Origin of the sequence: Paenochrobactrum glaciei (assembly GCF_039522165.1) — a bacterium.
GTDB lineage: Bacteria > Pseudomonadota > Alphaproteobacteria > Rhizobiales > Rhizobiaceae > Paenochrobactrum > Paenochrobactrum glaciei.
Genome location: NZ_BAAADE010000015.1, coordinates 1 through 26,169 on the forward strand (window position 1 = coordinate 1; position 26,169 = coordinate 26,169).

General features: G+C 46.5%; 25 protein-coding genes. 16 read left to right on the top strand and 9 right to left on the bottom strand.

Annotated features, from left to right (window positions below; translation table 11 throughout):
* The first annotated feature begins 492 nt into the window (after positions 1–492).
* Positions 493–1,671, top strand: a complete 1,179-nt coding sequence (locus ABDZ76_RS16625) for a glycoside hydrolase family protein (protein WP_343808156.1) — start codon at positions 493–495, stop codon at positions 1,669–1,671.
* Positions 1,672–1,724: 53 nt separating this feature from the next.
* Here ABDZ76_RS16625 and ABDZ76_RS16630 read toward each other — a convergent pair whose 3' ends face one another.
* Positions 1,725–2,510, bottom strand: a complete 786-nt coding sequence (locus ABDZ76_RS16630; RefSeq protein ID WP_343808159.1) for an IclR family transcriptional regulator — start codon at positions 2,508–2,510, stop codon at positions 1,725–1,727.
* A 201-nt stretch (positions 2,511–2,711) separates the two neighbouring features.
* Here ABDZ76_RS16630 and ABDZ76_RS16635 point away from each other — a divergent pair, with 201 nt between their 5' ends.
* Genes ABDZ76_RS16635 through ABDZ76_RS16665 form a run of 7 tightly spaced genes read left to right on the top strand, consistent with a single transcriptional unit; the run spans position 2,712 to position 9,856 of the window.
* Positions 2,712–3,776, top strand: a complete 1,065-nt coding sequence (locus ABDZ76_RS16635) for an ABC transporter substrate-binding protein (protein WP_343808162.1) — start codon at positions 2,712–2,714, stop codon at positions 3,774–3,776.
* Positions 3,777–3,784: 8 nt separating this feature from the next.
* Positions 3,785–5,317: a sugar ABC transporter ATP-binding protein gene (locus ABDZ76_RS16640; RefSeq protein ID WP_343808165.1), complete on the top strand. Its 1,533-nt coding sequence runs from the start codon at positions 3,785–3,787 to the stop codon at positions 5,315–5,317.
* A complete protein-coding gene (locus ABDZ76_RS16645) occupies positions 5,317–6,273 on the top strand; it encodes an ABC transporter permease (RefSeq protein ID WP_343808168.1) in 957 nt (318 codons plus the stop codon). The genes ABDZ76_RS16640 and ABDZ76_RS16645 overlap by 1 nt, the downstream gene beginning before the upstream one ends.
* On the top strand, positions 6,273–7,226 hold the full coding sequence (locus ABDZ76_RS16650) for an ABC transporter permease (RefSeq protein ID WP_343808171.1): 954 nt from the start codon (positions 6,273–6,275) through the stop codon (positions 7,224–7,226). Before ABDZ76_RS16645 ends, ABDZ76_RS16650 begins: the two co-directional genes overlap by 1 nt.
* Positions 7,223–8,170, top strand: coding sequence for an amidohydrolase family protein (locus tag ABDZ76_RS16655; RefSeq protein WP_343808174.1), 948 nt, complete (start codon positions 7,223–7,225; stop codon positions 8,168–8,170). Before ABDZ76_RS16650 ends, ABDZ76_RS16655 begins: the two co-directional genes overlap by 4 nt.
* On the top strand, positions 8,163–9,464 hold the full coding sequence (locus tag ABDZ76_RS16660; RefSeq protein WP_343808177.1) for an alanine racemase: 1,302 nt from the start codon (positions 8,163–8,165) through the stop codon (positions 9,462–9,464). Before ABDZ76_RS16655 ends, ABDZ76_RS16660 begins: the two co-directional genes overlap by 8 nt.
* A 47-nt stretch (positions 9,465–9,511) precedes the next feature.
* Positions 9,512–9,856 (top strand): RidA family protein, encoded by a 345-nt coding sequence (locus ABDZ76_RS16665; RefSeq protein ID WP_343808180.1) that lies wholly within the window; start codon positions 9,512–9,514, stop codon positions 9,854–9,856.
* A gap of 47 nt (positions 9,857–9,903) precedes the next feature.
* Here the strand turns inward: ABDZ76_RS16665 and ABDZ76_RS16670 are convergent, their stop codons facing one another.
* The 7 genes from ABDZ76_RS16670 to ABDZ76_RS16700 all read right to left on the bottom strand — a co-directional run bounded on the left by ABDZ76_RS16670 (position 9,904) and on the right by ABDZ76_RS16700 (position 16,382).
* Positions 9,904–10,983 carry a LacI family DNA-binding transcriptional regulator gene (locus ABDZ76_RS16670; RefSeq protein WP_343808184.1) on the bottom strand — a complete coding sequence of 360 codons (1,080 nt, stop codon included), beginning with the start codon at positions 10,981–10,983 and terminating at the stop codon, positions 9,904–9,906.
* Positions 10,984–11,070: 87 nt separating this feature from the next.
* Positions 11,071–12,075 carry a M14 family metallopeptidase gene (locus ABDZ76_RS16675; protein WP_343808223.1) on the bottom strand — a complete coding sequence of 335 codons (1,005 nt, stop codon included), beginning with the start codon at positions 12,073–12,075 and terminating at the stop codon, positions 11,071–11,073.
* A gap of 110 nt (positions 12,076–12,185) precedes the next feature.
* A complete protein-coding gene (locus ABDZ76_RS16680; RefSeq protein WP_343808187.1) occupies positions 12,186–12,974 on the bottom strand; it encodes a transporter substrate-binding domain-containing protein in 789 nt (262 codons plus the stop codon).
* 39 nt (positions 12,975–13,013) lie between these two features.
* Positions 13,014–13,742, bottom strand: a complete 729-nt coding sequence (locus tag ABDZ76_RS16685; RefSeq protein ID WP_343808190.1) for an amino acid ABC transporter ATP-binding protein — start codon at positions 13,740–13,742, stop codon at positions 13,014–13,016.
* On the bottom strand, positions 13,729–14,379 hold the full coding sequence (locus ABDZ76_RS16690) for an amino acid ABC transporter permease (protein ID WP_343808193.1): 651 nt from the start codon (positions 14,377–14,379) through the stop codon (positions 13,729–13,731). The genes ABDZ76_RS16685 and ABDZ76_RS16690 overlap by 14 nt, the downstream gene beginning before the upstream one ends.
* 8 nt (positions 14,380–14,387) lie before the next feature.
* Positions 14,388–15,056: an amino acid ABC transporter permease gene (locus ABDZ76_RS16695; RefSeq protein ID WP_343808196.1), complete on the bottom strand. Its 669-nt coding sequence runs from the start codon at positions 15,054–15,056 to the stop codon at positions 14,388–14,390.
* Between the two features lie 450 nt (positions 15,057–15,506).
* On the bottom strand, positions 15,507–16,382 hold the full coding sequence (locus ABDZ76_RS16700) for a LysR family transcriptional regulator (RefSeq protein ID WP_343808199.1): 876 nt from the start codon (positions 16,380–16,382) through the stop codon (positions 15,507–15,509).
* Between the two features lie 135 nt (positions 16,383–16,517).
* On the opposite strand from ABDZ76_RS16700, the gene ABDZ76_RS16705 reads away from it, so the two are divergent.
* Genes ABDZ76_RS16705 through ABDZ76_RS16740 form a run of 8 tightly spaced genes read left to right on the top strand, consistent with a single transcriptional unit; the run spans position 16,518 to position 25,554 of the window.
* Positions 16,518–18,068, top strand: a complete 1,551-nt coding sequence (locus tag ABDZ76_RS16705) for an ABC transporter substrate-binding protein (RefSeq protein ID WP_343808202.1) — start codon at positions 16,518–16,520, stop codon at positions 18,066–18,068.
* A gap of 17 nt (positions 18,069–18,085) precedes the next feature.
* Positions 18,086–18,967 carry a dihydrodipicolinate synthase family protein gene (locus tag ABDZ76_RS16710; protein WP_343808205.1) on the top strand — a complete coding sequence of 294 codons (882 nt, stop codon included), beginning with the start codon at positions 18,086–18,088 and terminating at the stop codon, positions 18,965–18,967.
* Positions 18,968–18,993: 26 nt separating this feature from the next.
* Positions 18,994–19,956: a nucleoside hydrolase gene (locus ABDZ76_RS16715; RefSeq protein WP_343808226.1), complete on the top strand. Its 963-nt coding sequence runs from the start codon at positions 18,994–18,996 to the stop codon at positions 19,954–19,956.
* Complete coding sequence (locus tag ABDZ76_RS16720; RefSeq protein ID WP_343808208.1) at positions 19,953–20,921, top strand: nucleoside hydrolase; 969 nt, start codon at positions 19,953–19,955, stop codon at positions 20,919–20,921. The genes ABDZ76_RS16715 and ABDZ76_RS16720 overlap by 4 nt, the downstream gene beginning before the upstream one ends.
* Positions 20,918–21,892, top strand: a complete 975-nt coding sequence (locus ABDZ76_RS16725; RefSeq protein ID WP_343808211.1) for an ABC transporter permease — start codon at positions 20,918–20,920, stop codon at positions 21,890–21,892. Before ABDZ76_RS16720 ends, ABDZ76_RS16725 begins: the two co-directional genes overlap by 4 nt.
* Entirely contained in the window at positions 21,892–22,830 is a 939-nt protein-coding gene (locus tag ABDZ76_RS16730) for an ABC transporter permease (protein ID WP_343808230.1), read from the top strand. The genes ABDZ76_RS16725 and ABDZ76_RS16730 overlap by 1 nt, the downstream gene beginning before the upstream one ends.
* A 3-nt stretch (positions 22,831–22,833) precedes the next feature.
* On the top strand, positions 22,834–24,648 hold the full coding sequence (locus ABDZ76_RS16735) for an ABC transporter ATP-binding protein (protein ID WP_343808214.1): 1,815 nt from the start codon (positions 22,834–22,836) through the stop codon (positions 24,646–24,648).
* A 15-nt stretch (positions 24,649–24,663) separates the two neighbouring features.
* Complete coding sequence (locus ABDZ76_RS16740; RefSeq protein ID WP_343808217.1) at positions 24,664–25,554, top strand: ribokinase; 891 nt, start codon at positions 24,664–24,666, stop codon at positions 25,552–25,554.
* Between the two features lie 247 nt (positions 25,555–25,801).
* Here ABDZ76_RS16740 and ABDZ76_RS16745 read toward each other — a convergent pair.
* Positions 25,802–26,169 (bottom strand): IS30 family transposase (locus tag ABDZ76_RS16745; protein ID WP_343808220.1); only part of this gene is annotated, 368 nt, incomplete at its 5' end.

Sequence of the window (26,169 nt, forward strand, 5' to 3'; positions counted from 1 at the left end):
TTCACTCGGCAATGTCACACCGAATGAGTTCGCCATAAAAATGGCTCTAGAAAAACAGGCCGCTTAAGGCCAATAGTATAACCCAAGACTCTCCTGAAAAATGGAGGAGTGTTGGGGCTCAGGTCACCAAGAAAGTTAGAATTTTCAGCAAATTATTTCAATTAGGTTCTGCTGCAAAGATTTTTGGTTTCAAAGTTGGGGAAATTTTGAGATAACAATGATCATCTTCGAGAATAATTAATATCTATAATCTGCTGGAATTTTTAGAATAAATAATTGAACTGGTTACCGGCTCAAAATGGATGGCTCAGGTGAACCATTTCAAAACATAGTGTTTTTTGAGAGGTTTGGGTTGCTTCTTCTTTCCGATTGATCTCCTCTAAACGTCAAATATATGAAAAATAATTGATAGTCAGTTCCAGTTAAGATTTATATTTACTTCTTCACCGCATTTATCCTTATAAAAGGCAAATCAAATGGGAGCGGTAAATTATGCAAATTTCACTTTGGACATACCCATGGGATGTTCAGGATTTAGGGCTTCAAACGCTGCTTGATGATCTTTATCAAAAGGCCGGCGGCAATATGATCAGTCTTGCAACATCCTATCATGCTGGTCGGTTTTTCCAACCAAGGAGCCCAAGTCAAAAAGCTTATTTTCCAGAAGATGGTACTATTTATTACCAGCCTGACGAAAATTTGTGGGCGGGCAAGGAAATGCGGCCTCTGGTTTCGCAGAATTTAAATGAGCGCGGTGATGTGCTTGCTAAGTTAATCGAACAACGCAGAAAAGATGGTCTGCAAGTATCGTGCTGGACAGTTGGTTTGCATAATAGCAGGTTAGGTATGTTGCATCCGCAACATGTAACCCGTAACGCTTTCGGTAACGCTAATTATTACAATTTATGTCCGTCCAGTCCTGTTGCGCGTGATTATGTTGTGACCATGGTAAAGGATATTACAACACGTTATCAGCCTGATCGCGTAGAGCTGGAAAGTGTTAATTTTATGGGTTTTGCCCATGAACATCATCATGAAAAAGATGGTGTTGGTTTAACCGACGAAGATGATTTTTTGATGTCGTTATGCTTCTGTGAGCATTGTAAATTGCGAGCGAAAACAGCCGGCATTGATATTGATGGAGCACAGCAGACCGTTAGGAAGTTTATTTCTGCCAGTTGCGAACGCGAAGTTCCGCAAAAACAATTAGCTGATTTTCCTAAAGCTGGAAATGATGCTTTTCATGCTTATCCGTCGTTGTATTCATTCCTCAAATGGCGCAGTGAACCAGTGACCAGCTTGATAAAAGAAATTAAACAGGCGGCTGATCCGGCATCAAAAATCATATTGCTAGATTTAAAAGACGGCTGGCTGGGTGGTGTTGATCTAGAAAGTGCAGTTGCTGCTTGCGACGGAATTATTCTTTGTTGTTACGACATGGCTGCGGATGCAATTGAGCAAGCCTTGCTTGATACGAAAAAGCGCTTGCCGCATGACAAGTTTATCGGTTTGGGGATTAGTTTGTTTTATTCTTTAATCCAAGAGCCGGAAGAGCTGGAGCGGCGCGTTCTTGCTGGAAAAAAGGCGAGTGTGAATGGCATCAATTTTTATAATTTTGGATTGGTGCCACAAAAGCGTTTGGAGTGGATCGGCGCGGCTTTAAAGGCATAGCTCAGCTTAAAAATATCAGCGCTAATGATTAATAATGGTGCTGATATTTGCTGTTAATTGCGTTTAAATTGCGAAACTTTGCCTTTCAGGCTGGCAGCTGCTTCATGCAGACACTGTAGATAGCGTTCATGATTTCGCAAGCCATCTTCACGCGGTGCAATCAAACAGACAGTTGCGCAAAAAGTACCGTCATCGCTTTCCACCGGAACGGCAAAGCAATGCGTGAAGCTGTCTACAATGCTGTCAAATGTGAAGGCCTTTGCTTCACGTGCGGCATGAACCTGATTAAGAAATAGCTGCGGATCGAGCCATTGATCGTTGGCCAGTTGAAAATCTTCTGGTGGAATAAAGGCAAGAATTTCCTCGTCGCTCATATGGGACAGCAAAAGCCTGCCGGATGCCGTCCATGGAATTGGTACTCTTTGGCCAATATCTGACGAAATCCGGAAAGGCCGCGCGCCCTCATGCATGCGTAAAACAGTGTATTTATTTTTATCCAGCATGCAGAATTGTGCAGTTTCGCGCGTTTCTTCAGCAACTTTTTCTAACACGCGATCGCATTCGCGCATAAAGTCGAAGTGATCTTCATAGGCGGCACCTAAAAAATAGAGCTTTCTACCTAAATAAACGCGGCCTTCATTGTCGGAATATTCCAAAACGTCAAGATTGAGCAGCAGATTAACAAGTTCATAAACTGTCGAGCGTGGCGCTTTAATATGTGTTGCAATTTCATTCGGATTTGCTGGTGCGCGGGATTTGCGAAGGAAATCCAGTATTTCAAAAGCGCGTTCAAGGCCACGGGATCGTTTCGCGGTGGGCTCGGTTCGGACTGGTTCCATTTAATTAATATGCTCCACTCTTTTTTTCATTTTTGCTGAAGCTTTGTTCAGCTGTCAATTCCACACCAAGTAGTGACACGATTTTTTCGCTTGCCAAGTTTTTAAAAAAACATAAGATCACAATGTCCAGTTTTATAAACATATGTCTATTATAGCAGACATTTATAATTATGGAAGTCGTTAATCCTTGGGAGGGGTCAAATGAAATTCTTGAAAACACCACAAAGCCGAGCTGCTAAAATGCTCGCCGGTGCCAGCACTGCTGTTTTGATGTTGTTGGCTGGTGCAGTAAGCGCGGAAGCCGCAGCCAACTGCATTAAAGGTGATCGTAAGGCACCTTATACCATCGGTTGGGCGAATATTTATTCCGTGCCGACATGGATGAAGCAAACAGAAGCAACAATTGTTGATGAAGTTGAACGGCTTAAAAAAGACGGCCTTGTCAAAGATTTGATGGTTACTGATGCGCAAGGCAACGCCCAAACGCAGATTCAGCACATCCAATCAATGATCGATGCCAATGTGGATGCCATTATCGTCATTGCCGGCTCATCCTCGGCACTTGATCGTGTCATCACGGATGCCTGCGAAAAAGGCATTGCGGTCATGAACTTTGATAGTTTGGTTGATACGGATAATCTGACTGCAAAAGTTAATACGGATTCGCATGAATGGGGCGAACGCGCAGCGCAATGGCTGGTTGATAAACTCGATGGCAAGGGCAAAATCATTATCATGAATGGCCCTGCCGGTGTGTCGGTAAGCGATGGTCGCCGTCAAGGCGCGCAGCCGGTTTTGGATGCCAATAAGGGCATTGAAATTATTACAGAAACAAACACTGAATATAATGCAGCACCTGCCCAAGAAGCGATGACAAGCCTGCTTTTTGCTAATCCAGATATTGATGGGGTGCTTTCACTCGGCGGGGCTATTTCGGCTGGTGCTGTGATGGCCTTTGACCGTCAAGGGCGTGAGCTGGTTCCGGTAACGGGTGAAAATGCTCGTCAGTTCCTTGAACTTTGGAAGGAAAAAGACATGCAGGGTTGGGCAACAATGCAGCCTAACTGGCTGGGAGCTTTTTCTGTCTATGCGGCCGTGCAGGCACTTGAGGGCAAAGACGTTGCTAAAACCATCAAAGTGCCGATCCCAGTGATTGATGAGGGCAATATTCAAAGCTATCTTGATCGCGCCGATCAGTTCCCTGCCGATGGTTATATCTATTCAGATTATGACCGTACACTGTTTGACAAGTTGCTTGGACAATAAGATCAGCAATGTCTGTATCATCCAGTTCATATCAAGGCGCAGCCACACCGGTTTTGGTTGCTCGTCAGATTTTTAAGGGTTTCTTTGGCAACCCTGTTTTGAAAGGCGTAGATATTGCTTTGCAGCCAGGGCGTATTCATGCGCTTTTGGGTGAAAATGGTGCAGGCAAGTCAACACTCATAAACCTGCTATCGGGTGCACTGGCACCCGATAACGGAGAGATTATTTTGGACGGGGTTTCATTACCCCGTCTTAATCCCGCTGAAGCGCGTGAAGCTGGAATTGCTGTCGTACAGCAGGAACTGAGTTTAACGGCCGAGTTATCCATTCTTGAGAATATTGGACTTGGTGCTTACCCGCGTCGTTTTGGTTTTATTGATTATAAAAAGCTTTATGAACAAGCGCGCATAATTTGCGAGCGGGTAGGTTTAACCGAACCATTGGAAACACCGGTCGGAAACTTGTCGCTTGGCCGGCGGCAAATGGTTGAAATTGCTAAAGCACTTTATCGCAATCCACGGGTTCTAATTCTGGATGAGCCGACCTCGTCATTGTCAGCCCATGAAGCAGGCATATTATCATCTGTTATTTTAAAGTTACGCGATGAAGGTGTGGCGCTGCTTTATATTTCGCATCGTTTGAACGAAATACGGGCGCTTTGTTCACATGTAACCGTTTTGAAAGATGGTGTTGTCACCGCAGATAAAGCGCTTTCCACCACAGATTCAGAAGAACTGGTTCGGCTGATGGTCGGGCGCGATGCAGGAGATATTTTTCCTGTATGGAAGCAAAGTTCAACAGGTAAAAAACTGGTTGAGATCGAAGGTTTTAATGCCGGCATGGTCAAAGATGTCAGCCTTGATGCCTGTGCAGGTGAAATTGTCGGTATTGGGGGATTGGTGGGGCAAGGACAGGAAGACTTTTTACTTGGGCTTTATGGTGCAATGAGTGCGACCGCCGCTGTTGCTAAGCTCAATGGAAATGTCGGTCTGTTTAAGACTGTTAGCGCTGCCAATACTACCGGTTTTGCTTATGTGCCAGCTGATCGTAAAAAAGAGGGTTTGGTTCTTCCGCATTCAATTGCAGCCAACCTGCTTTTACCAACATTGGATCATTATACCCGTCACGGTTTACGTCAAAAGAGTGCCGAAAACTCCGCAGTCGCGGCGCTCGTAAAGAGATTGACAATTAAAGGCGATACCAACCGTCCAGTACAGGCTTTGTCGGGGGGGAACCAGCAAAAGGTTGCCTTAGCTAAATGGTTGCCGATGCAACCCGAAATTTTACTGCTTAATGATCCGACCCGCGGGGTGGACATGGAAACCAAGCGGGAAATTTATCTGATGTTACGCCAGTTTGCCGATGAAGGAAAGCTGATCCTGCTACTAAGCTCGGATACGCCGGAACTGGTTCATTTATGTGATCGCGTTATGGTTTTCCGTGAGGGGAAGGTGGTCAGCACCATTGATCATGCCGATTTATCGGAAGAAGCGATTGTCGGGGCGGCAATGGGCTTGCGTGCTGAAAGAAAGGTTGCCTGATGCAAAAAGCAGTAGCAGGAAGTCTTTATTGGTCAATTCAGCATAGCCGGAATAAAGGTTTGTTCGGCCTTTATGCTGTTGTTGCCTTGTTTTTTGCTCTCTATATCTGGTTGTTTCCCGGCATTTTGAGCCTTGGCGGCTTTTCCAAGTTTACACAAAATTGGTTTCCGCTTGCCTTGGTGACAATGGCGCAGGCACTTTTGATGCTCAATGGCGGCATTACGCTGGCCATAGGCCCGCTTGTTAGCTTGGGTGCTGTGATTGCAGCAACAACCATGACCAGTTACTTTGGCGTTGCCGGAGGGATATTGGCGGTGATCGCCAGCGGTTTTGTCGTCGGCGGGCTTACGGGTGCTATTGTTGCCTATATGCGCTTGCCAGCCATTATCGTGACACTTGCAGGTTCCTTCATCATTGGTGGAATAGCCTTGTTGATCATGCCACGACCTGGTGGGTTTATTCCGGACTGGTTCTCAACCTTTCTGGCGGGGCATACACCTTCGGCCTTTCTGATTTTGATTTTGATTTTGCTCGGCTGGAAATTGTTTTTAAAAACACCTGCCGGTTTAGGGATCTATGCAGCTGGAGAAAATCCACTTGGCGCTTATCGATCCGGCGTTTCCGTTGAAAAAATTAAGGTTCTGTCTTTTGCTTTATCAGGCGTGCTGGCAGCTTCTGCCGGATTATTTGTTGCCGCCCAAACCGGCTCGGGTGATCCCGTAATTGGAACGCCTTTCACCTTGAACTCCATTGCTGCCGCAGTGCTTGGCGGTGTTGGTTTCTTAGGTGGGAAAGGCACTATGCGGGGCGCAATATGCGGCAGTTTGCTACTGTCAGTTATGATTAACGTCATGTTCTTTCTCGGCTTTCCGCCTGTGGCTCAATATATCGCACAAGGATTGATTATTGTTTGTGCCGTTGCCTTGCCTGAGTTGATTGCGGATTGGAGAAAGTGATGATCAATGTGTTGCATTACGGACAGCGTATTCTTAAAAATCCGCCCATGCTTACCTTGTTACTGGTTGTTTTAGTTTGGCTGGTGGCAAGTTTAACGGTACGTGGTTTCGGTGCTTATGGACATCTGCGTTATTTATTAGAATTAGCGGCTATTATTGGCATTGTCGCAGCTGGTCAAACATTGGTTGTTATAGTCGGCGGCATTGATCTTTCTGTCGGTGCGATCATGACAGTCACCGCTATTTTATTGCCGGTTCTTACGCCTGAAGGTGATCCGACCGGCATCAGCGGTATTCTGATCACGCTTTTCATTGCAGCCTTCATTGGTGTTTTGAACGGAATTGGCACGGCATATTTACGGGTTCCGCCCATCATCATGACATTAGCCATGGCAACTTTCTTGCAAGGATTGCTGGTGATTGTTGCGGGGGGCAGTGCGGTGTCTGTGCAAAATCCATCAATTATATTTTTGGGCTCTGCACGCATTTATGGCATGCCTGCGAGTGTTGTTTTGTGGATAGTCGTTGCGCTTGTTGTATTAATTTTGCTGCATAAAATGCCTTTGGGCGCGCGTTTTTTAGCTTTGGGTGCAAATCCTGTCGCAACGCGTTTGTCCGGTGTTAAGGTCAAAGGCAATACAATTGCGCTTTACGCTTTATCAGCCTTTTTCGCAGGGCTTGCAGGACTGGTATTGCTGGGTATGAACCGGCAGGGCTATGTCGGTATTGGCGAACCATATGTGCTCTTATCTATTGCCGCAGTTGTCTTGGGTGGCACGTCTATTCTTGGTGGGCGCGGGACATATGCCGGAACTATTCCGGGTGCAATATTGCTGGTGACAGCTTCGGCACTCATCACCATGGTCAATGCCTCGCCGGGTTTACGCTCTATATTGTTTGGTACGCTGATCCTTGCTCTCCTCATGATCTCAGGGCGGGAAGCACGCCGATGAGCAATATTTATCAAGGGCCGGTTATTGATCCCCATCATCACCTTTGGGATTTAACGATGCAACGCCATCCCTGGCTTGCCCCAAAACCAGACGATGAAATGGTCTTTGGCAGCATAGAGGCGATCAGACGGAATTATTTGCCGGACGATTATATGCGTGATGCTGCTCGGCAGAATATTGTCGCAACCGTTCATATTGAAGCAGGGTGGGACGACCATTTTCTTGCGCAAGAAACCCAATGGCTGGATCAATTGCCGAAAGGAAAATCCATCGCACAACGCTATGTTTCGCGCATTTCTTTGCTGGATATGGATGCAGAGCAAAAAATAGCAGAGCAAGCGGCCAATGAACGTGTGGTAGGCGTGCGTGACATCGTCAGCTGGCATCCTGTTGCTCATAAGAGTTTTGCTGTCGAAGGATTGATGAGCAATAAGCAATGGCGTGCGGGGCTCAGTGCTTTAGCACGTCATAAACTGACTTTTGATCTCATGCTCTATCCATGGCAAATGGCAGAGGCAGAACATTTGCTTCATGATTATCCGGACTTAGCATTCATTCTTAATCATTGCGGTAGTCCCGCAGATCGCTCGCCGGAAGGCATGCAGCAGTGGCGAAAAGGTCTAAAGCGCTTAAGCCGTTTCGATAATCTCTCTATCAAGATTTCCAATCCGGTTGCTTATGATACGCAATGGACTGTGGCCAGCTTAGCCGATGTCATCCATCATTGTATTGACTGTTTCGGACCTGAGCGAGCCATGTTTGGCAGCGATTTTCCGGTCGCAGGGCTTCATGCTTCTTTTGACGATCTTTATACCGCCTATCGTAAAATTGCGGATGCTTATAGCAGCGCTGAGCAAAGTCTTCTTTTCTTCGAAACCGCCAATCGGATCTACCGTTTGAATTTGAAATCAGAAAATTTCGATAAAGGAAACACACATGTCTGACCGCTTTCACTATCAAAGTCAGGAAATGATGATTGATGATGGTTTCCGTGGCTTTCCCAGTGGCCTGAAACCGCTCAGCTTGAAAGAGATCGGCCAAGCTGGCTGGAAGCCTTATGAAGGTGTAATGGCACTACCGCTTATGTCGCTGAATGAACAAGCCTTTGCCAACAATGCGCGGGCGATGATGCAATTTGCAAAAGCAAATGATGTTGAAATTGCACCACATGCTAAAACACCAATGTCGCCTGATCTGGCTGGAAGCCTAATTGCTTATGGCGCCTGGGGGGGGACGGTTGCTGATATCCGGCAAGCGTCCGTTTTCCTCAAAAGCGGCTTTCGAAAGCTTATACTGGGCAACCAGATTGGTGGGGCAAATGCTGTAAAAAGACTTGCACGACTGATGTCTTCTTATCCTGATGCTGAGTTACATGTTTTTGTCGATTCAGTGGCTTTTGCTGAGATGTTGATTGCTGAATGGTCTGCCGATGATAGTTTGCCAAAGCTCGGCCTGTTGGTGGAGCTTGGTGTAGCGCGTGCAGGTTTACGGGATGCGCAGGCAGCTTTGCCGGTGATTGAGACTATTTTGAACCATGAAACAGCCAATCTCCGCTTAAGCGGTGTCGCGGCTTATGAAGGAGCGGCAGGTGTTGCTGATCCTGATGAAACGATAAAACGGGTTGATCATCTGCTTGATGAAGCGACAGAAGCCTATCAAATGATCGTAACCCGCTTACAAATGTCCAGACCACTGATATTGACTGCCGGTGGTTCGCTCTTTTTCGATCGTGTTGTTGCTAAATGGAAGCCGTTAAAAGCTTCAAACGAAAATCTTCAGATCATTTTGCGCAGCGGTGCCATTTTCTTTCATGATCATGGTGTTTATGAACGCGGAATTAAGCAGTTGGACAATCGTCAGGGCTTTGGCAGTGAAAAGGCAACTGATGTTTTTTCACCCGCATTACGATTATGGGCTGAGGTTTTATCCCGTCCGGAACCGCAAACAGTCATATGTGGCTTCGGAATGCGCGATGTTGCATTTGATCAGGATCTCCCACGCATTTTAAACATATATCGGGACGGTCGTTTCTTGCGCGTTTTAAATGATAGCCATGTGCTGAAACTGAACGATCAGCATGCTTTTATTGAGTGTGCTGCTAGTGCTGACATTAAAATCGGTGATGTTGTTGAACTGGGGATTTCGCATCCTTGTACCTGCATTGATCGTCACTCACTGATTTATGGGTTGGATGAAAATCAAACCGTTGTCAGCGTTTATCCTACACATTTTGGCTGAACCCGAAATTCACATGACCCACTTCACTAAGTAATAAGGAATGAAGCATGATTATTCGTTATCAGAAGGGCTCCCGTATGAGTCAGGCCGTCAGCTATGGCGGTGTCGTTCATATCGCAGGACAGGTTGCTGATGACCGCAAAGCTGGCATTGAAGACCAAACACGTGATGTTTTAGCCAAAATTGATGCTCTATTACAAGAAGCCGGAACTGATCGTTCTAAGCTTTTGGCAGTGAATGTTTTTCTGCCTGCCATTGTTGATTTCGATGCGATGAATTCTGTTTATGACAAGTGGATTGATCCTGAAAATCCGCCAGCTCGTGCATGTGTTGAAGCCCGTTTGGCTGACCCTGATTTACGTGTTGAAATGACAGCGATTGCTGTTCTTTAAAGAACAGATATATAAGGCTGGTTCACTCCGGCCTTATATATCAAATATTACGTGCTGCCGCGTTCGATGACGGAAAGAGGCATATAACGCGTTTTTTGATTTAATGTTTCACCACGCAGGCTTGCTAATATCATACGCCCTGCATGCTGTCCCAGTGCTTCACTGTCAAAATGGATTGTGGTGATGCCTGGCTGTAAGGAACTTGCCAGATCATTATCCCCAAAGCCGATAATTGCCAGATCTTGGGGAATGCGTAAACCAGCATCACGTGCAGCTAAATAGACGCCCGTTGCAAGTAGTTCATTGGCGCAAAAGACAGCTTTAATCATATTGCCGTCAGCATATAATTCATGAAAAACCTTACGGCCGTCATTAATATCAATGACTTCCTTACAATGTATTTTTTTTACAATAGATATGCCGGAACACTCACATTCATCAGCAAAACCTTGGTAGCGTAATGCACCACGTCCACCACCACGGCCGATAAATGCAACTTCTTTGTAACCCTTATTAGCTAAGTGTTGGGCAGCCAGCTTTCCACCATCAGTATTGGAAATCCCGACCAATAGATCAATCGGATCACGCGGGTAAGCCCAGGTTTCCATAATTGGAATTTTTAGCTTTCGTAATTGCTCCCGATTTTCTTCGAGCTCAATAACACCAGTAAAAAACACGGCGGCTGGTTTCAGCTGTTGCAGATCAGAAATTATGGCAGATTCTTTTTTATATGAGTATGTGGTTTCGCCTATCAAAAATTGATAGCCGGATTCCTCCAATATTAGTGCGCATCCTCTCACCGCTTTGGCAAATTGCTGGCTGAACATGTTGGAGATAAATCCCAACACGATGTTCGTGCGGCCGGATCGTAATGCTCTGGCTATTGAGTCTGGCTTGTACCCAGTTGCCTCGATAGCTTCGCGGATACGGTTTTGCTTCTCAACGCTCACTTTTGACGGTGTTCGGATTGCACGTGATACGGTAATAGGGGAGACCCCTGCCAAACGAGCTACATCTTCAATAAATACAGGTGGTTTTTCGGTCTCATTCTTTTGAGTGTTTCCGCCCATCCGCAAAACATTATCAAATGTAGGTTCAAACTCATTTTCCGGCGAGAGGCTCATCATAGGGCTCCGGTAATGCTTTTAAAATAAAAGCCTTTTATCTGTATTATAGATGCCAACCGATTGTTAGCAACCGGTTGGCTCACTTCCTCATTCTATAATGGCCGCCACTTGGATAAGGCAGTCACCAGCTTCACTGTCTGTATGTAAACGGTGAGAAATGACAATGCCTGATGCAGAAAAATGTAATATTTCTTCGGCTTCGCCAACACGTTGAAAGTCGTGATACCAGCCGGCTACATCACCCTTCTGTACATGGTCACCTAAATTGACTGCTGGCTCAAACCAGCCACGTCTGGTTGCATAAACGGCTTGTTCATGTGAATTAAGACGTAATAATTGGGTTGTTGCGGCCTGCCTCTGTGTCGGCAAAAATTCTTTATTGGTTAAGCCGGTTTTCAGCAGCAATTTGTTAATCGCTAAGGCGGCCATTTGTATAGTCTGAGTTGTAACTGTGCCGCCGCCGCCAAATTCGCCGCTTATTCCAATTGCGCCTGCTCTTGCAGCTGCTGCCATTGATGTGGGGGCATCAATTCCATTTCGAGCGATGAATGCGTGGGGCATACCCATTGCTTTTAATAATTCAAGGGCATGTTCAGAGCGTACTGGATCATCACTCTCTTCGATCAAACCGGTAATGAGATGCGCCATCGACGTCCCGCCCGAATGGAGGTCAAAGATAATATCGTGCTGCGGAAACAGATCGTGCTCCAGAAAATGTGCAAGCCGCTCTGTCGGCTGACCTGCAGGATTGCCAGGAAATGATCTGTTTAAATTGCCGTTATCGAATGGTGAACGGCGGCGTGCTGCCATAACGGCTGGCAGATTGGTAAAAGGTAAAATCGTCAGCTCACCCTTGATATCTTCGGGTTCAATCAAGCGTATCAGGCGCGAAAGGCAGATCTCTCCTTCATATTCATCACCGTGATTACCGGCCATTAAAAGAACGCGTGGTCCGTTGCCATTCTTGATACGGCAAATAGGTGTTCTGACATGATAATATGGTGAACGATCAACGGAATAAGGCATCCCTAAATAATCAATGATCTTACCATCTCGGTTAAAATCAATGGAATGGTATAAGCCTGTGTGCATTTGTTTACCTGATGTGGGGAGGGCGACCCCGTAATTTATGAAGATGCTCAAAATTTCATCCGACGGTTAAACGCCGGATGAAAAGCTATATTAAAGAGAGACACAGATGATTACATGTTTGGTAAATCTTGTTTCTCTTTAAAATATGTTTGTTGCAGGTCGCCCAGTTTGCCGTTCAGGCGATTGAAAAAGACAAATGTATTGACCCAGTTCAGCAGATTTTGTTCGCCTTGTTTGACTGCGATATGCGCAGGAGACTGGCGGATCAGAAACACCAGTTCGGTGGCTTTATCAGGATTATCTTCACCGACTTTCACAGAAATGGCGCTGTTTTCTGCAAACATTTCTACTTGACCAGCCAGGTAGGCTGCAATAGCGGTTGGTGTATCTTCAAAACGTACCACTTTCACATCCGGTGCATTATCAGTCAACCAGATATCAAGTGTTGAGCCCTTTGCGACAGCAACCTGTTTACCTGCCAAATCTGCGGCATCTTGTACGCGTGGAGTACCCTTAGCGCCATAAACTCCCAGACTGACGGCTGCGTAAGGCTGTGAGAACATAACCTGTTGGGCGCGTTCCGGCGTTGCGCCTAAAGCTGCAATCATAACGTCAATTTTATCGGCCAAAAGGCTTGGAATACGGCTCTGGCCGGTTAATGGAACCAGTTCTAGCTCTGCATTGATATCATTCGCCAAAAGTTTTGCGAGATCGATATCCAGACCTGTATCTTTGCCATCAGCGCCCTTGAAACCCCATGGCGCAGCATCAAGCAGCACGCCAACGCGGATTTTACCGCTGGATGTTATATCTTCAAGTTTATCGGCCAGAGCGGAACCGGATGCAAATAATCCGGCAACCAAAGCAGTTGCTACTGTCAAATTACGAAATAGTTTCATGTTCTTCCTCCCATAGGTAATTAGTGTGTGACTTACACATTAAGCCGCAGCGCCAATAAAACTGCGCAGTTCAGGTGTCTGCGGATTTTCGAAAAGGTCTTTGGGGGTGCCTTGCTCCCAAACACGTCCTTGATGCATGAAAACCAATTTGGTTGCGACATTACGGGCAAAACCCATTTCGTGCGTTACCAACACCATGGTCATTCCTTGGCGGGCCATATCTTCCATGACCTTTAAAACTTCGCCTACTAACTCAGGATCAAGTGCTGATGTCACTTCATCAAACAGCATCAGTTGCGGGCTCATAGCGAGGCAGCGTGCTATTGCGACACGTTGTTGCTGCCCGCCCGATAGTTGCTCAGGGTAGGCATCCACTTTATCGGCCAAGCCAACGCGCGACAGAACGTCAAGCGCAAGGGTTCTGGTCTCTTTTTTTGAAATTTTACCAGTTAAAACCGGTGCAAGCGTCACATTGCGTTCAATGTTCATATGCGGAAAGAGGTTAAATGCCTGAAAAACAATCCCGACTTTTTGCCGCATTTCGCGCAAATCAGGCATGTCCGTTGCCATGCGTTTACCATCGATGCGTATTTCACCTTCATTGATGGTCTCAAGCGCATTGATACAGCGTAGAAGTGTGCTTTTACCTGAACCGCTTTTACCGATAATGGTTACGATTTCACCCTTATTAATATCGAGCGACACACCTTTTAAAACTTCAAGCGCACCAAAATTTTTACGAACATTTTTTATCTCAACGAGCGCCATTATACTGCACCTCTAATTTTCGGGACCAGGTGGTCAGGGGAAAGCAAACGGCAAAATAAATGACCGCAACAATGGAATAGACCAAGAGTGGCTGAAAGGTTCCTGCACTGACTATTTGGCCTGCACGTGCAAGCTCAACGAAGCCTACAATTGAGGCCAGCGATGTATTTTTCACCAGTTGAACGAGAAAGCCTACAGTTGCAGGCAGCGCGATGCGAAAGGCTTGTGGTGCAATGACGTATCGAAACTGATGCCATTTATTAATTCCGAGGCATGCGGCCGCTTCCCATTGCGCATGTTTGATGGCTTGAATGCCACCGCGCCAGATGTCACCAAGAAAAGCGGCGGTATAAATTGCATAAGCAACGCCCACCGCGACCATTGCCGGTATGTCATAGCCCAGAAAAACTGGGATGCCGAAGTAAAAAAACATCAGCAATCCTAGGAGGGGAATACCTTGAATGATTTGAATGAAGGATGAGGAGAGGATGCGGAGCACTGTTGTTTTACCTGTGCGCAATAGTGCAAGCCCTAGTGCCAGGGGAGTGCCGAATGCCAGCGCCAGAATGACTAACGCAACAGTCCATTGCAGTGCGGTCAGAAGAGCGAATAAGTCGAGTATATTAAAACTACGCATTGACTATCCTAACGACGCACAGGCCAGCGGAACATTAAATGTCCAAGCACCGCGAATAAAAGTTTGAAAGACAGTGAAAGGGCGAGATAAATTGCGCAGATCAAGGCGTAAACTTCAAAGCTACGATAAGTGCGGCTATCGACAATACCTGCCACATGAAAGAGCTCATCAACGGAGATCTGTGAAGCAATTGATGTGCCTAACAGTAATAAGATGAACTGGCTGGTAATGGACGGATAAATATTACGTAAGGCAGGAGGTAAAATGACATAACGCATGACTTGTAAAGGCGTAAGCCCTATGCACATGCCCGCTTCGGTTTGACTGGCGGGAATGGAGTCAATTCCTGAACGAATAATTTCAATCGAATAGGCGCCAAAGTATAAACTCAATGCGACTGACGCCGCTATCATAGGATCAAGCTTGATGCCTAATACAGGCAATCCGAAGAAGATGATAAATATCTGAATCAGGATGGGAGTGTTGCGAATAACTTCAATATAGGACTGCAAGAACACACGAACCGGACGGGAACTGCCTCGTATTAAATATGCTCCGTATATGCCGATAATTATGCCAATAGCTGCAGAAATAAGTGCAAGTGTAAGGGTTGTGTAAACGCCTGATATCAATGCGTCCCAATAGCGCCAAATAGGTCGGAAGTTCATGGCACTCATATTTGGCCACTTTTATATTTAAACGTGAAATTAGTGCGATTGATTGGTTGAGCATTTATATTCTGAACAAGGTAAAAACTGCTGCATGAAGAGTATTGAGCTCTATCGAGTTTTTTATGAAGAAACCTCTTTCTGATCATCATCAACATATCTATCCTCCCAAATGACAACGTTATCATTTTCATTATCATCGAATGATAACGTTGTCATCAAGGTTTTTTAGAAAATCAAAATTCAGTGTGAGTTCATGGTGAACTGGAATTTCAGTGGCTGTCGCATCAATTGATAATTACAAAAAATAAGACATGGGAAATCATAAACGTATTTTTTTTAACTGGTATATTTGGTCGCCTTGGTTCTGCATTCGTCAATCATGCAGCTCGTTAATATCAACGTCCCTTTGGTGATAAAAATATCGCTTTATTAGGCCTTCAGCAAACTCGGTGTGGTTCACAATAGTTCCTGCATTATGCTGATAATGTCATCCAATAATGGATTGGGTGTACTGCTGGTTGGTCTGATCGCAAAATAAGAAACCTGAATAGACGGCTCAAATGGTATGGCCACGCAATTAACACCGGAAGACCGCAGCGTCGTTTTATCAACGATACCAACTCCCATACCGGCAGCCGCAAAATGACTGCAATTGAGCATTGATGTTTCCATAGTGGAGAGTGGCTGATGTTCTTCATGCGAAAAAGCGCGATCCAAAGCCAGTCGCAACGGAGAATTGCGTCCAGGCATCAAAACTCTTTCATTTATCAGATCGGCGGGTGTGATAACTTTACGCGTGGCTAGATGATGATCAGGCGCTAAAGCAGCAACGGCATGTGTGTTACTCAAAGGAATAGCATTTTTATCCGACATCTGTGGTGCAGCAAAAACCAGTCCCAGATCATAACGGTTTTTATCGACCATATCCCAGATATGACGGCTGTTTTCGACATCAATTACTAATGGCACATCCATACGGTTACCAACCACCTTAAGGATCGCATGCTGTAAAAATGGATGAACAAGTGAGGTTACGCTCGCAATTCGTATAACTGTATTTTTATGCTGACGAATATCATTGGCAGCCTGTGAGAGCTGATCGAGCCCCAGATAGAGTCTCTCCACTTCCCGATAAAATTGGACACCTACAGCCGTTGGAATGAGGCGCGCACCACCCCGTTCGAATAATGACATTTTAACCGCGTCTTCAAGGTCACGGATCAAACGGCTGACTGCGGGCTGGGTAATATTCATCATTTCAGATGCAGATGTGACACTGCCTGTCATAATAACGCTTCGAAATGCTTCTACCTGACGTGGTTTCAAACGCATCTTAAACTCCTAGTGTCATAACATTAAGGCATAACATTAGCACAAAATGCAATTTTTCTTTTAGTGCTAAGGTGGTTAGTCTCAGTGAACCGCTAGGAGTAGTGCGGGTAGAGTTGTCCTGAGGAGTTCTTAATTATGAAGTTTTCTGCATTTGCCGCCGCACTGGCAGGTTCTGTTTTGTTTATGCCGGTTACCGGGCAGGCTGAGGATCTAACAGTCGGCCTTGCTGCATCCACCACGTCTATGGATCCGCAATTTTATGTGGTTGGTCCTAATAGTGCGATGGCGCGCAATATATTTGACGGACTTGTCAATCAGGATGATAAACAGCAAATTCAACCAGCATTAGCTGTATCTTGGAAAATTATCGACGATACGACATGGGAATTTAAGCTTCGTGAAAATGTGAAGTTTCATGATGGCAGTGATTTTGATGCTGAAGATGTCGTTGCCAGCATCAAGCGTATCCCGCTTGCCTCTACCAATAGCCCCAGCTCCTTTGCCCCTTATGTGAAAGCAATAACAGACATTGTGGCAATTGACCCCCACACGGTTCAGATCAAAACGGATGTGCCAACACCACTTCTCGTAAACAATTTAAGTCGTATTGCCATTTTGCCTGCTGAAATGGGTACTGTGACCACAGAAGAAATGAACAGCGGTAAAGGTGTAATCGGCACCGGACCGTTCAAATTTGTATCATGGTCACCTGATGACAATGTTGTTGTCGAGCGCAATGATGATTATTGGGGTGAAAAAGCGCCTTGGGATAAAGTTACATTCCGCGTTTTCAAGAATAATAGTGCGCGTGTTGCTGCAATCCTGTCAGGTGATGTTGACATGATTGAAAGCATTCCGACCCCTGATACCCGCAAAATGGAACAGGCAGACAAGCTTAAAGTTGTCAATATTGCGGGTAACCGCATTATGTATCTTCATATGGATCAAGACCGTGAAGAGTCACCCTTTGCAAAGGACGCAAATGGTAAAAATCCGCTTCTGAAACCAGAAGTGCGCCGTGCTATGTCTCTTGCCATCAATCGTGAAGCTCTTGTTGACCGTATTATGGACGGTCAGGGTGTACCGGCTGGTCAGGTCGTGCCGGAAGGCTATTTTGGTTTTGATCCAGCGATTAAAGCTGATGCATATGACCCGGAAAAAGCCAAGGCGCTTTTGGCCGAAGCCGGTTATCCGGACGGCTTTACGCTCACCTTCCATGCATCGAATGACCGCTATCCAAATGACTCTAAAGTTGCGCAGGCAATTGGTCAGTTTTTCAGCCGTGTCGGGATCAAAACCGATGTTGCGACATTACCGGGAAGTGTCTACTTTTCGCGTGCATCTAATCTGGAATTCAGCCTGATTATGGGTGGTGCGGCTGTTGAAACAGGCGAAGCTTCCGGCGTGCTGGGCCCAATTCTTGAAACCTATGGTGAAAAAGCAGGGCAGGGCAACCGCGGCCGTTATTCCAATCCGGAATTTGACAAAGCCCTTAACGAAGCCCGTATCACCCTGGACGATGCTAAGCGCGAAGAGCTACTGCGTAAAGCCACCGAAATTGCCATGTCTGATCTGGGTGTTATTCCGGTTTTCTATCTGGCCAATACATGGGCTCTGAAGCAAAACCTTGATTATGCGGGCCGTTCTGACGGTTACACATTGCCTTATTATGTGAAATCCAATTAATCAGAACGGAAAATAACATGTCTTTTCATGGGGTATTTCCATATCTCGTCTCTCCGGTTGAGAAAACCGGAGAGATTAAAACCTCTGTTTTGTCAGATTTAGTAGAGCATCTTATTGCAAGTGGTGTGCATGGCCTCACCCCTTTGGGCAGTACTGGCGAATTTGCTTATCTCACCCAATCACAACGCCGCAGCGTTGTGGATACCGTGCTTGCAGCCAATCGCGGGCGCGTGCCGGTTGTGGCGGGTGTTGCTTCTACCTCCATCAGTGATGCGGTTGAACAAACCGAGTATATGGTCAATGCGGGTGCAGATGGCATTTTGGCAATTTTGGAATCTTATTTTCCTGTCAGTGATGAAGGTGTTGAGGCTTATTTTACAGCCATTGCCAAAGCGGCCAAAGGCCGTCCGGTCGTAATTTATACCAATCCGCAATTTCAGCGAACCGATCTCAGCCTGCCGGTCATTGAGCGTTTGAGCCGTATTGATAATATTCAGTATATTAAAGATGCCTCGACAAATACCGGTCGTCTTTTATCAATCATTGGGCGTACCGAAGGCCGGTTGAAAGTTTTTGCAGCATCAGCCCATATTCCCGTCTGCGTGATGATGATAGGCGGTGTGGGCTGGATGGCTGGGCCTGCATGTATCGTGCCGACCCAAAGCATAGAGCTTTATCAGGCAGCCCAATCAGGTAATTGGGCAAAGGCGATTGAAATGCAGCGTCCGTTGTGGCGCGTGAATGAGGTATTTGCAAAATATTCGGTTGCAGCCTGCATCAAAACTGCCCTGCAATTGCAAGGTTTTGCCGTAGGTGAACCTATAAGCCCGCAACAACCTCTCAATGAGGCTGCCCGGCGGGAAATCGCGCAAATATTGCGTGATGTCGGTGCACTTTAAATTTTTAATATTGAAGGCCGTGAATGATGAAGCCGATTTCAATTATCATTGATTGTGATCCGGGCATTGATGATACGATTGCCCTATTAACCGCATTTGTATCGCCAGAGCTGGATATACGCGGCATCACGCCGGTTTGCGGCAATCAGCCATTGGAAAAAACAGTGCGTAATGCTTTGCAGGTTTGCGAATTGGGCGGCCGTACAGATATTCCGGTCTATGCTGGTTGTTTCAAACCGATGATACGTGAGCCTATTTATGGTCAGTTTCATGGGAAATCAGGCCTTGGTAACACGATGCTGCCTGAGCCGGTTAAAAAGCCAGAAGCGCAGTCTGCCGTTGATTTCTTAATCGCGGAATTGTCGAAGGCGGCAGAAAAACAGGAACCAATTACGCTGTGCTGCATAGGTCCTATGACCAACTTTGCTGTAGCGTTGCGCATCAAACCGGAAATTGCTGCCGGTGTCGAACGTATCATTATGATGGGTGGCGCTTATCGTGAATCCGGCAATCGCACCATGACAGCCGAATTCAACATGCTGGCTGATCCGCATGCCGCTCATATTGTTTTTTCCAGCAATATTCCGATCGTAGCGCTTGCACTTGATGCGACACATCAAGTGATGTTGAAACCAGAACATGTGGATGAATTTGCACGTGTCAGCGGACGTATTTCTACAACTATTTCCGAATTGATGATGTTCTGGGATCGCAATGATGTGCGCCGTTATGGTTCGCGTGGTGGTCCTCTTCACGATCCGCTTGTGATTGTTTATCTGTTAGCTCCGCATTTGTTTGAGAGTGAACCGGCACGTATTTTCGTTGAGCACGAGAGTGAATTATGCATGGGGCAAACTATTGCTGATTGGTACGGTAAGAGTAATCTTGAGCCGAATGCACAAATTGTTTCTAAAGTGAATTCACAAGCTGTGATTGAACTGATGCTGGAACGCCTGTCCCGTTATGCCGGAAATAAAGGCACGCTATGAAACGGTTGAAAATTATTATCGATACAGATCCGGGGGTTGACGATGCGGCTGCCATTTTAATGGCACTGGCATCGCCGGAACTGGACGTGCTTGGAATTTCCGTTGTCGCAGGCAATGTTGCTTTGCAGAACACAGTTATCAATGCTTGCAAAATCGTCAATCTGAGCGGCAGACACGATGTGCCCGTATATGCAGGTGCTGCGGGGCCATTGGTGCGCCAACAGGTCTATGGCAAATATGCCCATATCGGTGCGTTTGATGATGAGATTGCTGATATTGGTAATATCAAACCAGAACAGGAAAGCGCGGTTGATTTTATCATCCGTAGTGCAAAAGCCGCAGTTACAAGTGGTGAGCAAATTACTCTTTGCTCCATTGGACCGATGACCAATGTCGCTTTGGCACTCATTCAGCATCCTGATGTCAGGTTAGGTATTAAACAGATTGTTTCCATGGGTGGTGCATTTACCGCGATGGGACATCGTACCCCTTGGGCTGAGTTTAATATTTATGCGGATCCGCATGCTGGGGATATTGTTTTCAAGTCAGGAATCCCGATTATATTAATGCCTCTGGATATGACCTTCCAGGCATTGTTAACTCAGTCTCAGATGGAGACGTTCCGTGCAGGTGGAAAAGCAGGACAAGCATTGTTTGATTTGTTTACGGCTTTTGACCGTTCAGATCCTAACCGGCTTGGTCGGGAAGGTGGCCCAGTGCACGATGCCACAGTGATTGCATGGTTGATAAAGCCTGAGCTTTTCAAAGGCCACGAAACCTATGTCGGTGTACAGATTACCGGGCTGACGATGGGCTATACCTATGCAGATTTTTATAACAAGTTGAATCATGTGCCTAATGCGTTGGTCATGACCGAAATAGATGAAGCGGGTTTTCTCAACCTGCTGACCGAACGCATTGCCGGATATGGCGCTGTTCATCATAACGGAGAAAAACAGCCATGAGTGGATATCTCCTGAGCCGTTCAATCCAGACCGTTCTGACCTTATTCGTCATGTCTGTTCTGGTTTTTGTCGGTTTGTACCTCGTTGGCAATCCCGTGGATGTGCTTTTAAGTTCGACAGCAACACCTGCTGAACGGTTACAGGTTATTCAGTCTTTTGGATTGGACAAGCCGGTTTGGGAGCAATATTGGCTGTTTCTCACCCGCGCACTCTCTGGTGATCTTGGTAATTCCTTTATTTTTAACCAACCTGCTCTGACATTGATTTTGAACCGAATGCCCGCGACACTGGAGCTCGCTTTTACCGCGCTTGTTATGGCGTTGGTCATCGGTATTCCGCTTGGCATTTATGCCGGCCTGAAACCAAAAGGCTTGATTTCAAAATCGATCATGGCTTTCTCCATTTTAGGGTTCAGTCTACCGACCTTCTGGATCGGCCTTGTGATGATCATGTTTTTCAGCGTTTATTTGGGCTGGTTGCCCGCTTCAGGGCGTGGCGATACAGTGGATGTTTTTGGCGTTCCGGTTAGCTTTCTCACACTTGATGGCTTGTCGCATCTGATCTTGCCTGCATTCAATCTGGCATTGTTTAAAATATCACTGGTGATCCGTCTGACCCGTGCCGGCGTGATGGAAATCATGCAATTGGATTTTGTTCGTTTTGCGCGCGCAAAAGGTTTGCCAGAGCGTCATATCCTGATCAAACATGTATTAAAAAATACATTGATCCCGCTGATTACCGTCATCGGTCTTGAGCTTGGCTCGTTGATTGCATTTGCTGTTGTCACGGAATCCATCTTTGCATGGCCAGGTATGGGTAAGCTCATCATTGATGCGATCAGTGTCCTCGATCGTCCCGTTATCCTTGCATATCTGATGATCACCGTTGTGATGTTCAGTGTCATTAACCTGTTGGTCGACATACTTTATTCTATTGTTGATCCCCGTGTACGTCTTGAAGGAAATTCATGATGAGTGAGGATAAAGCTACAAGTATTTCCGTTCATGCGAGCAGTACGGGTACAAAGAACGTAAGATCACGTGCACCGATCTGGAAGGTTTTATCTGCGCTTGTGCATGATAAGCTTGCTCTGACCGGTATTATTTTACTGTCGATTTTTGTGCTGGCTGCGGTTTTTGCACCACTTATTGCGCCACAAAATCCATATGATCTGGCGCAACTGGATATTATGGATGGCAGATTAGCACCGGGCTCGCAAAGCATGACCGGTATGACTTATCTGATTGGTACAGATGATCAGGGGCGCGACCTTTTCAGCGCCATTCTCTATGGCTTGCGTACCAGTATTCTGGTCGGCGTTTCCAGTGCGGCCATTGCGCTGATCATTGGCGCATCCATTGGTCTAGCAAGTGCTTATATCGGTGGCAGAACCGATGCTGTTTTGATGCGTATTGTTGATATTCAGCTCAGTTTTCCGGCGATCCTTATCGCATTGATCTTTTTAGCCATTCTGGGGCAGGGCGTTGATAAGATCATCCTCGCGCTTGTTGTAACTCAATGGGCTTACTATGCCCGCACCATTCGTGGTTCAGCACTGGTGGAACGCAAACGCGCTTATGTTGATGCTGCCCGCTCAATGGCGCTGAAAGACCGCAGCATTTTGTTCCGGCATATTTTGCCCAACTGTCTGCCGCCGCTCATCATTGTTGCCACTATGCGTGTTGCCTATGGCATCATGCTTGAAGCAACTTTGTCTTTCCTCGGAATTGGTCTGCCGGTGACAGAACCGTCACTCGGCCTGCTTATTTCAAACGGTTTTGAATATATGCTTTCCGGTGATTACTGGATCAGCCTTTTCCCAGGCGTTGCACTATTATTACTGATTGTTTCCATCAATCTGATCGGTGATGCGCTGCGCGACATCCTCAACCCTCGCAGAGAAGGCTGAGCTATGAATAAGACAACTAGTCCGATCCTTTCGATTGCAGGTCTCAATACGTCGTTTCGTGTTAACGGAGAATGGCGCAATGTCGTGCGCGATGTCAGTTTTGATATTGCGCCTAAAGAAACTGTTGCCGTCGTAGGTGAATCCGGTTCCGGTAAAAGCGTTACCGCCATGTCGATCATGCGATTGCTGTCACCGGATAATTCACGCATTACCGGCCAGATTAATTTTGAAGGTCAGGATCTTCTGTCGTTGCCACTGGATGCTATGCAGAAAATCCGTGGTAACCGCATCGGTATGATCTTTCAGGAACCGATGACCTCGCTTAATCCGGTGTTACGCATTGGTCAGCAGATTACAGAAGTTTTGATGTATCATCGTGGTATGTCACAAAGTCAGGCTGAAGCCGAAGCTGTGCGCTTACTGGACAAAGTACGTATCCCGTCAGCCCAATCCCGTCTTGCCGAATATCCGATGAACTTCTCCGGTGGTATGCGTCAGCGTGTGGTGATTGCAATTGCGCTGGCTTGCGATCCCAAATTGCTGATTGCGGACGAACCTACCACTGCTCTTGATGTGACTATTCAAGGGCAAATTCTTGAGCTGATCAAAACCTTGCAGCAAGAAGAAGGTCTTTCCGTCCTTTTTATCACTCATGATATGGGCGTTGTAGCTGAAATCTCCGACCGCACAGTTGTGATGTATCGGGGTGAGCAAGTAGAAACCGGCACAACAGAAAGCTTGTTTGCTGGTGCTAAACACCCTTATACGCGCGCGCTTTTGTCAGCAGTTCCACAATTGGGTTCGATGAATGGCAAAGACCGGCCGTTACGCTTCCCCGATGTGGATATGCAGACCGGCGAAGTTCATCCGCCAAAGCCTACTGAAGATACTGTGAAACGCGATGAACCACCTGTCTTGACAGTAGATAAGCTGGTAACGCGTTTTAATATCAAGAAGGGTTTTCTTAGCAAGACGGTTGGTCGTGTCCATGCGGTAGAAAATGTATCGTTGGAATTGCGCCGTGGTGAAACCCTATCATTGGTGGGGGAATCCGGCTGTGGTAAATCAACCACTGGCCGCTCAATCATTCGTCTGACTGATACGGTTTCCGGCACCGTTACTATTGGCGGACAAAATGTGCTTCGAGCGGGAAAATCTCAGCTTGCTGATATACGCCGTGAAGCACAGATGATTTTTCAAGACCCTTATGAAAGTTTGAACCCGCGTATTCGTATTGGGGAGGCTATTGCAGAGCCGATTGTAGCGCATGGCTTGGCCAGAGCAGATGAAGCGCGCAATCGTGTTGGTGATCTCCTGGAACGTGTTGGTCTTTCAGCATCTATGATGGACCGTTTTCCGCATGAGTTTTCGGGCGGTCAAAGGCAGCGTGTTTGTATCGCACGCGCACTTGCCCTTGAACCAAAATTGCTGATCGCGGATGAATCTGTCTCTGCACTCGACGTGTCAGTTAAAGCGCAGGTCATCAATTTGATGCTCGATTTGCAGGAAAAATATAGTCTCGGCTATCTCTTTATCAGCCATGACATGGCGGTTGTCGAAAGGATCAGCCACAGGGTCGCGGTGATGTATCTGGGAGAGGTTGTGGAAATTGGTTCACGTCAGGCGGTTTTCGAAAATCCACAGCATGAATATACCAAGCGTCTGATGGCTGCTGTTCCAATACCTGATCCGTCACGCCGCCAAATCCGCCGCGTGAATAATGACGAAATCAAAAGCCCGTTACGTGCACCCGATTATGTTGTGCCACAACGTATTTATGAACAAGTGGGTGACGACCACTTTGTTCAAGTAGCATAAATCTGGAGAAGCACTGTGATCATTACCTTTGGCTCCATTAATGTGGACTTTATGTTTCAGCTTGCAGATATGCCGCAACCTGGCCAGACTTTGCTAGCGACATGCTTCCATACGGAAGCTGGAGGTAAGGGTGGCAATCAGGCACTGGCAGCTGCACGCGATGGCGCAGAGGTTTTCATGTGTGGCGCCGTCGGCCAAGATGCCCTGGCACAAATTGGCCTGAGCAATCTTGAAAAAGTTGCTGATATCGATCGTGTAAAGCGACTTGAACAGCCTACCGGTTGCGCGTCAATCTATACGGACAGTAATGGTCAGAACATGATCGCAGTTGCCTCTGGCGCTAATCTGGAAGCATCTTCGGATTGCATTGAAGATAGCTTGCTAAATAAGGCAAATATTGTTTTGCTACAGATGGAAAACAAGCCGGAAGAGGTTGAGAAACTGATCCGTCGTGTCCATCAGAGCAATGCTATATCAATCTTGAATCTTGCACCTGCTTATCGCTTAAGTGAAGACATTTTATCCTTATGTGATTTGATCGTTGTCAATGAAGATGAAGCTGAAGCGCTTGGCCGATGGTTTGATTGCGATCCATCTGCTGAGAGTTTAGCAGCGAGGTTGCAAACCGGCATTGTCCGCACACTCGGCGGAAATGGTGCAGAAGTTTTTGTGAACGGGCAGACTATCCGTGTTTCAGCCATGAAAGTTGAGGTCTTAAATACGACTGCTGCCGGTGATTGTTTCGTTGGTGTGTTAGCTTCATCCATGGATCGCGGTTTATCGCTAGAAGATGCAATGAAACGAGCAACCATTGCTGCTGCAATTGCTTGCACCCGTACCGGAAGTCAGCAAAGCATTCCGCACGGCCAAGAAACTGATCAGTTTATCGTAGCTGAGATGGCCTGAACATGTTTTACTGCGAAACTTAAAAGTGATCCTCAAATTTGACTGCTGTCAAATTTCGCAAGATCCTTTGCGACTTGGAATCCATCCGCATTGACGCTTTAGTATAGCTGCATATTCAGCCCGTTTAAGAGCCGCAATAGATGGATGGATGACCGGCACACCAAGCTCCTGTTCAATTTTCTTGTAAAAACCATTTTCCATTGCGCAATGTGATTTCATGCTGAAGCGCGACTTTTGCGGTCTGAGTTTATATGTAACGATATTTGTTGGCGACGAGCTTTTGTCGGAATATTTCTGCAGGCGTTTTGTAGCCTAAGCATTTACGAGGCGTGTTGTTGAGGCAATTGCAGATGAATGCGAGATCGCGGTCACTGAGGGTGAGCGGATCAAGGTCTCGTGGAAGCCAGCGTCTTGCTCGTCTGTTGGTGTTTTCGACCGTCCCTTTTTGCCAGGGTGATTGTGGATCACAAAACCATGATTGTGATCCGATGCCAGCTTGCAGATAAGCCCATTCGCTGAACTCGGTACCCCGATCAAACGTTATCGAGCGGCGCGCGATCTGGGGCAGGGGTTGGAGGATGCTAATCACCCCATTCATCACCGGCCGTGACTGGC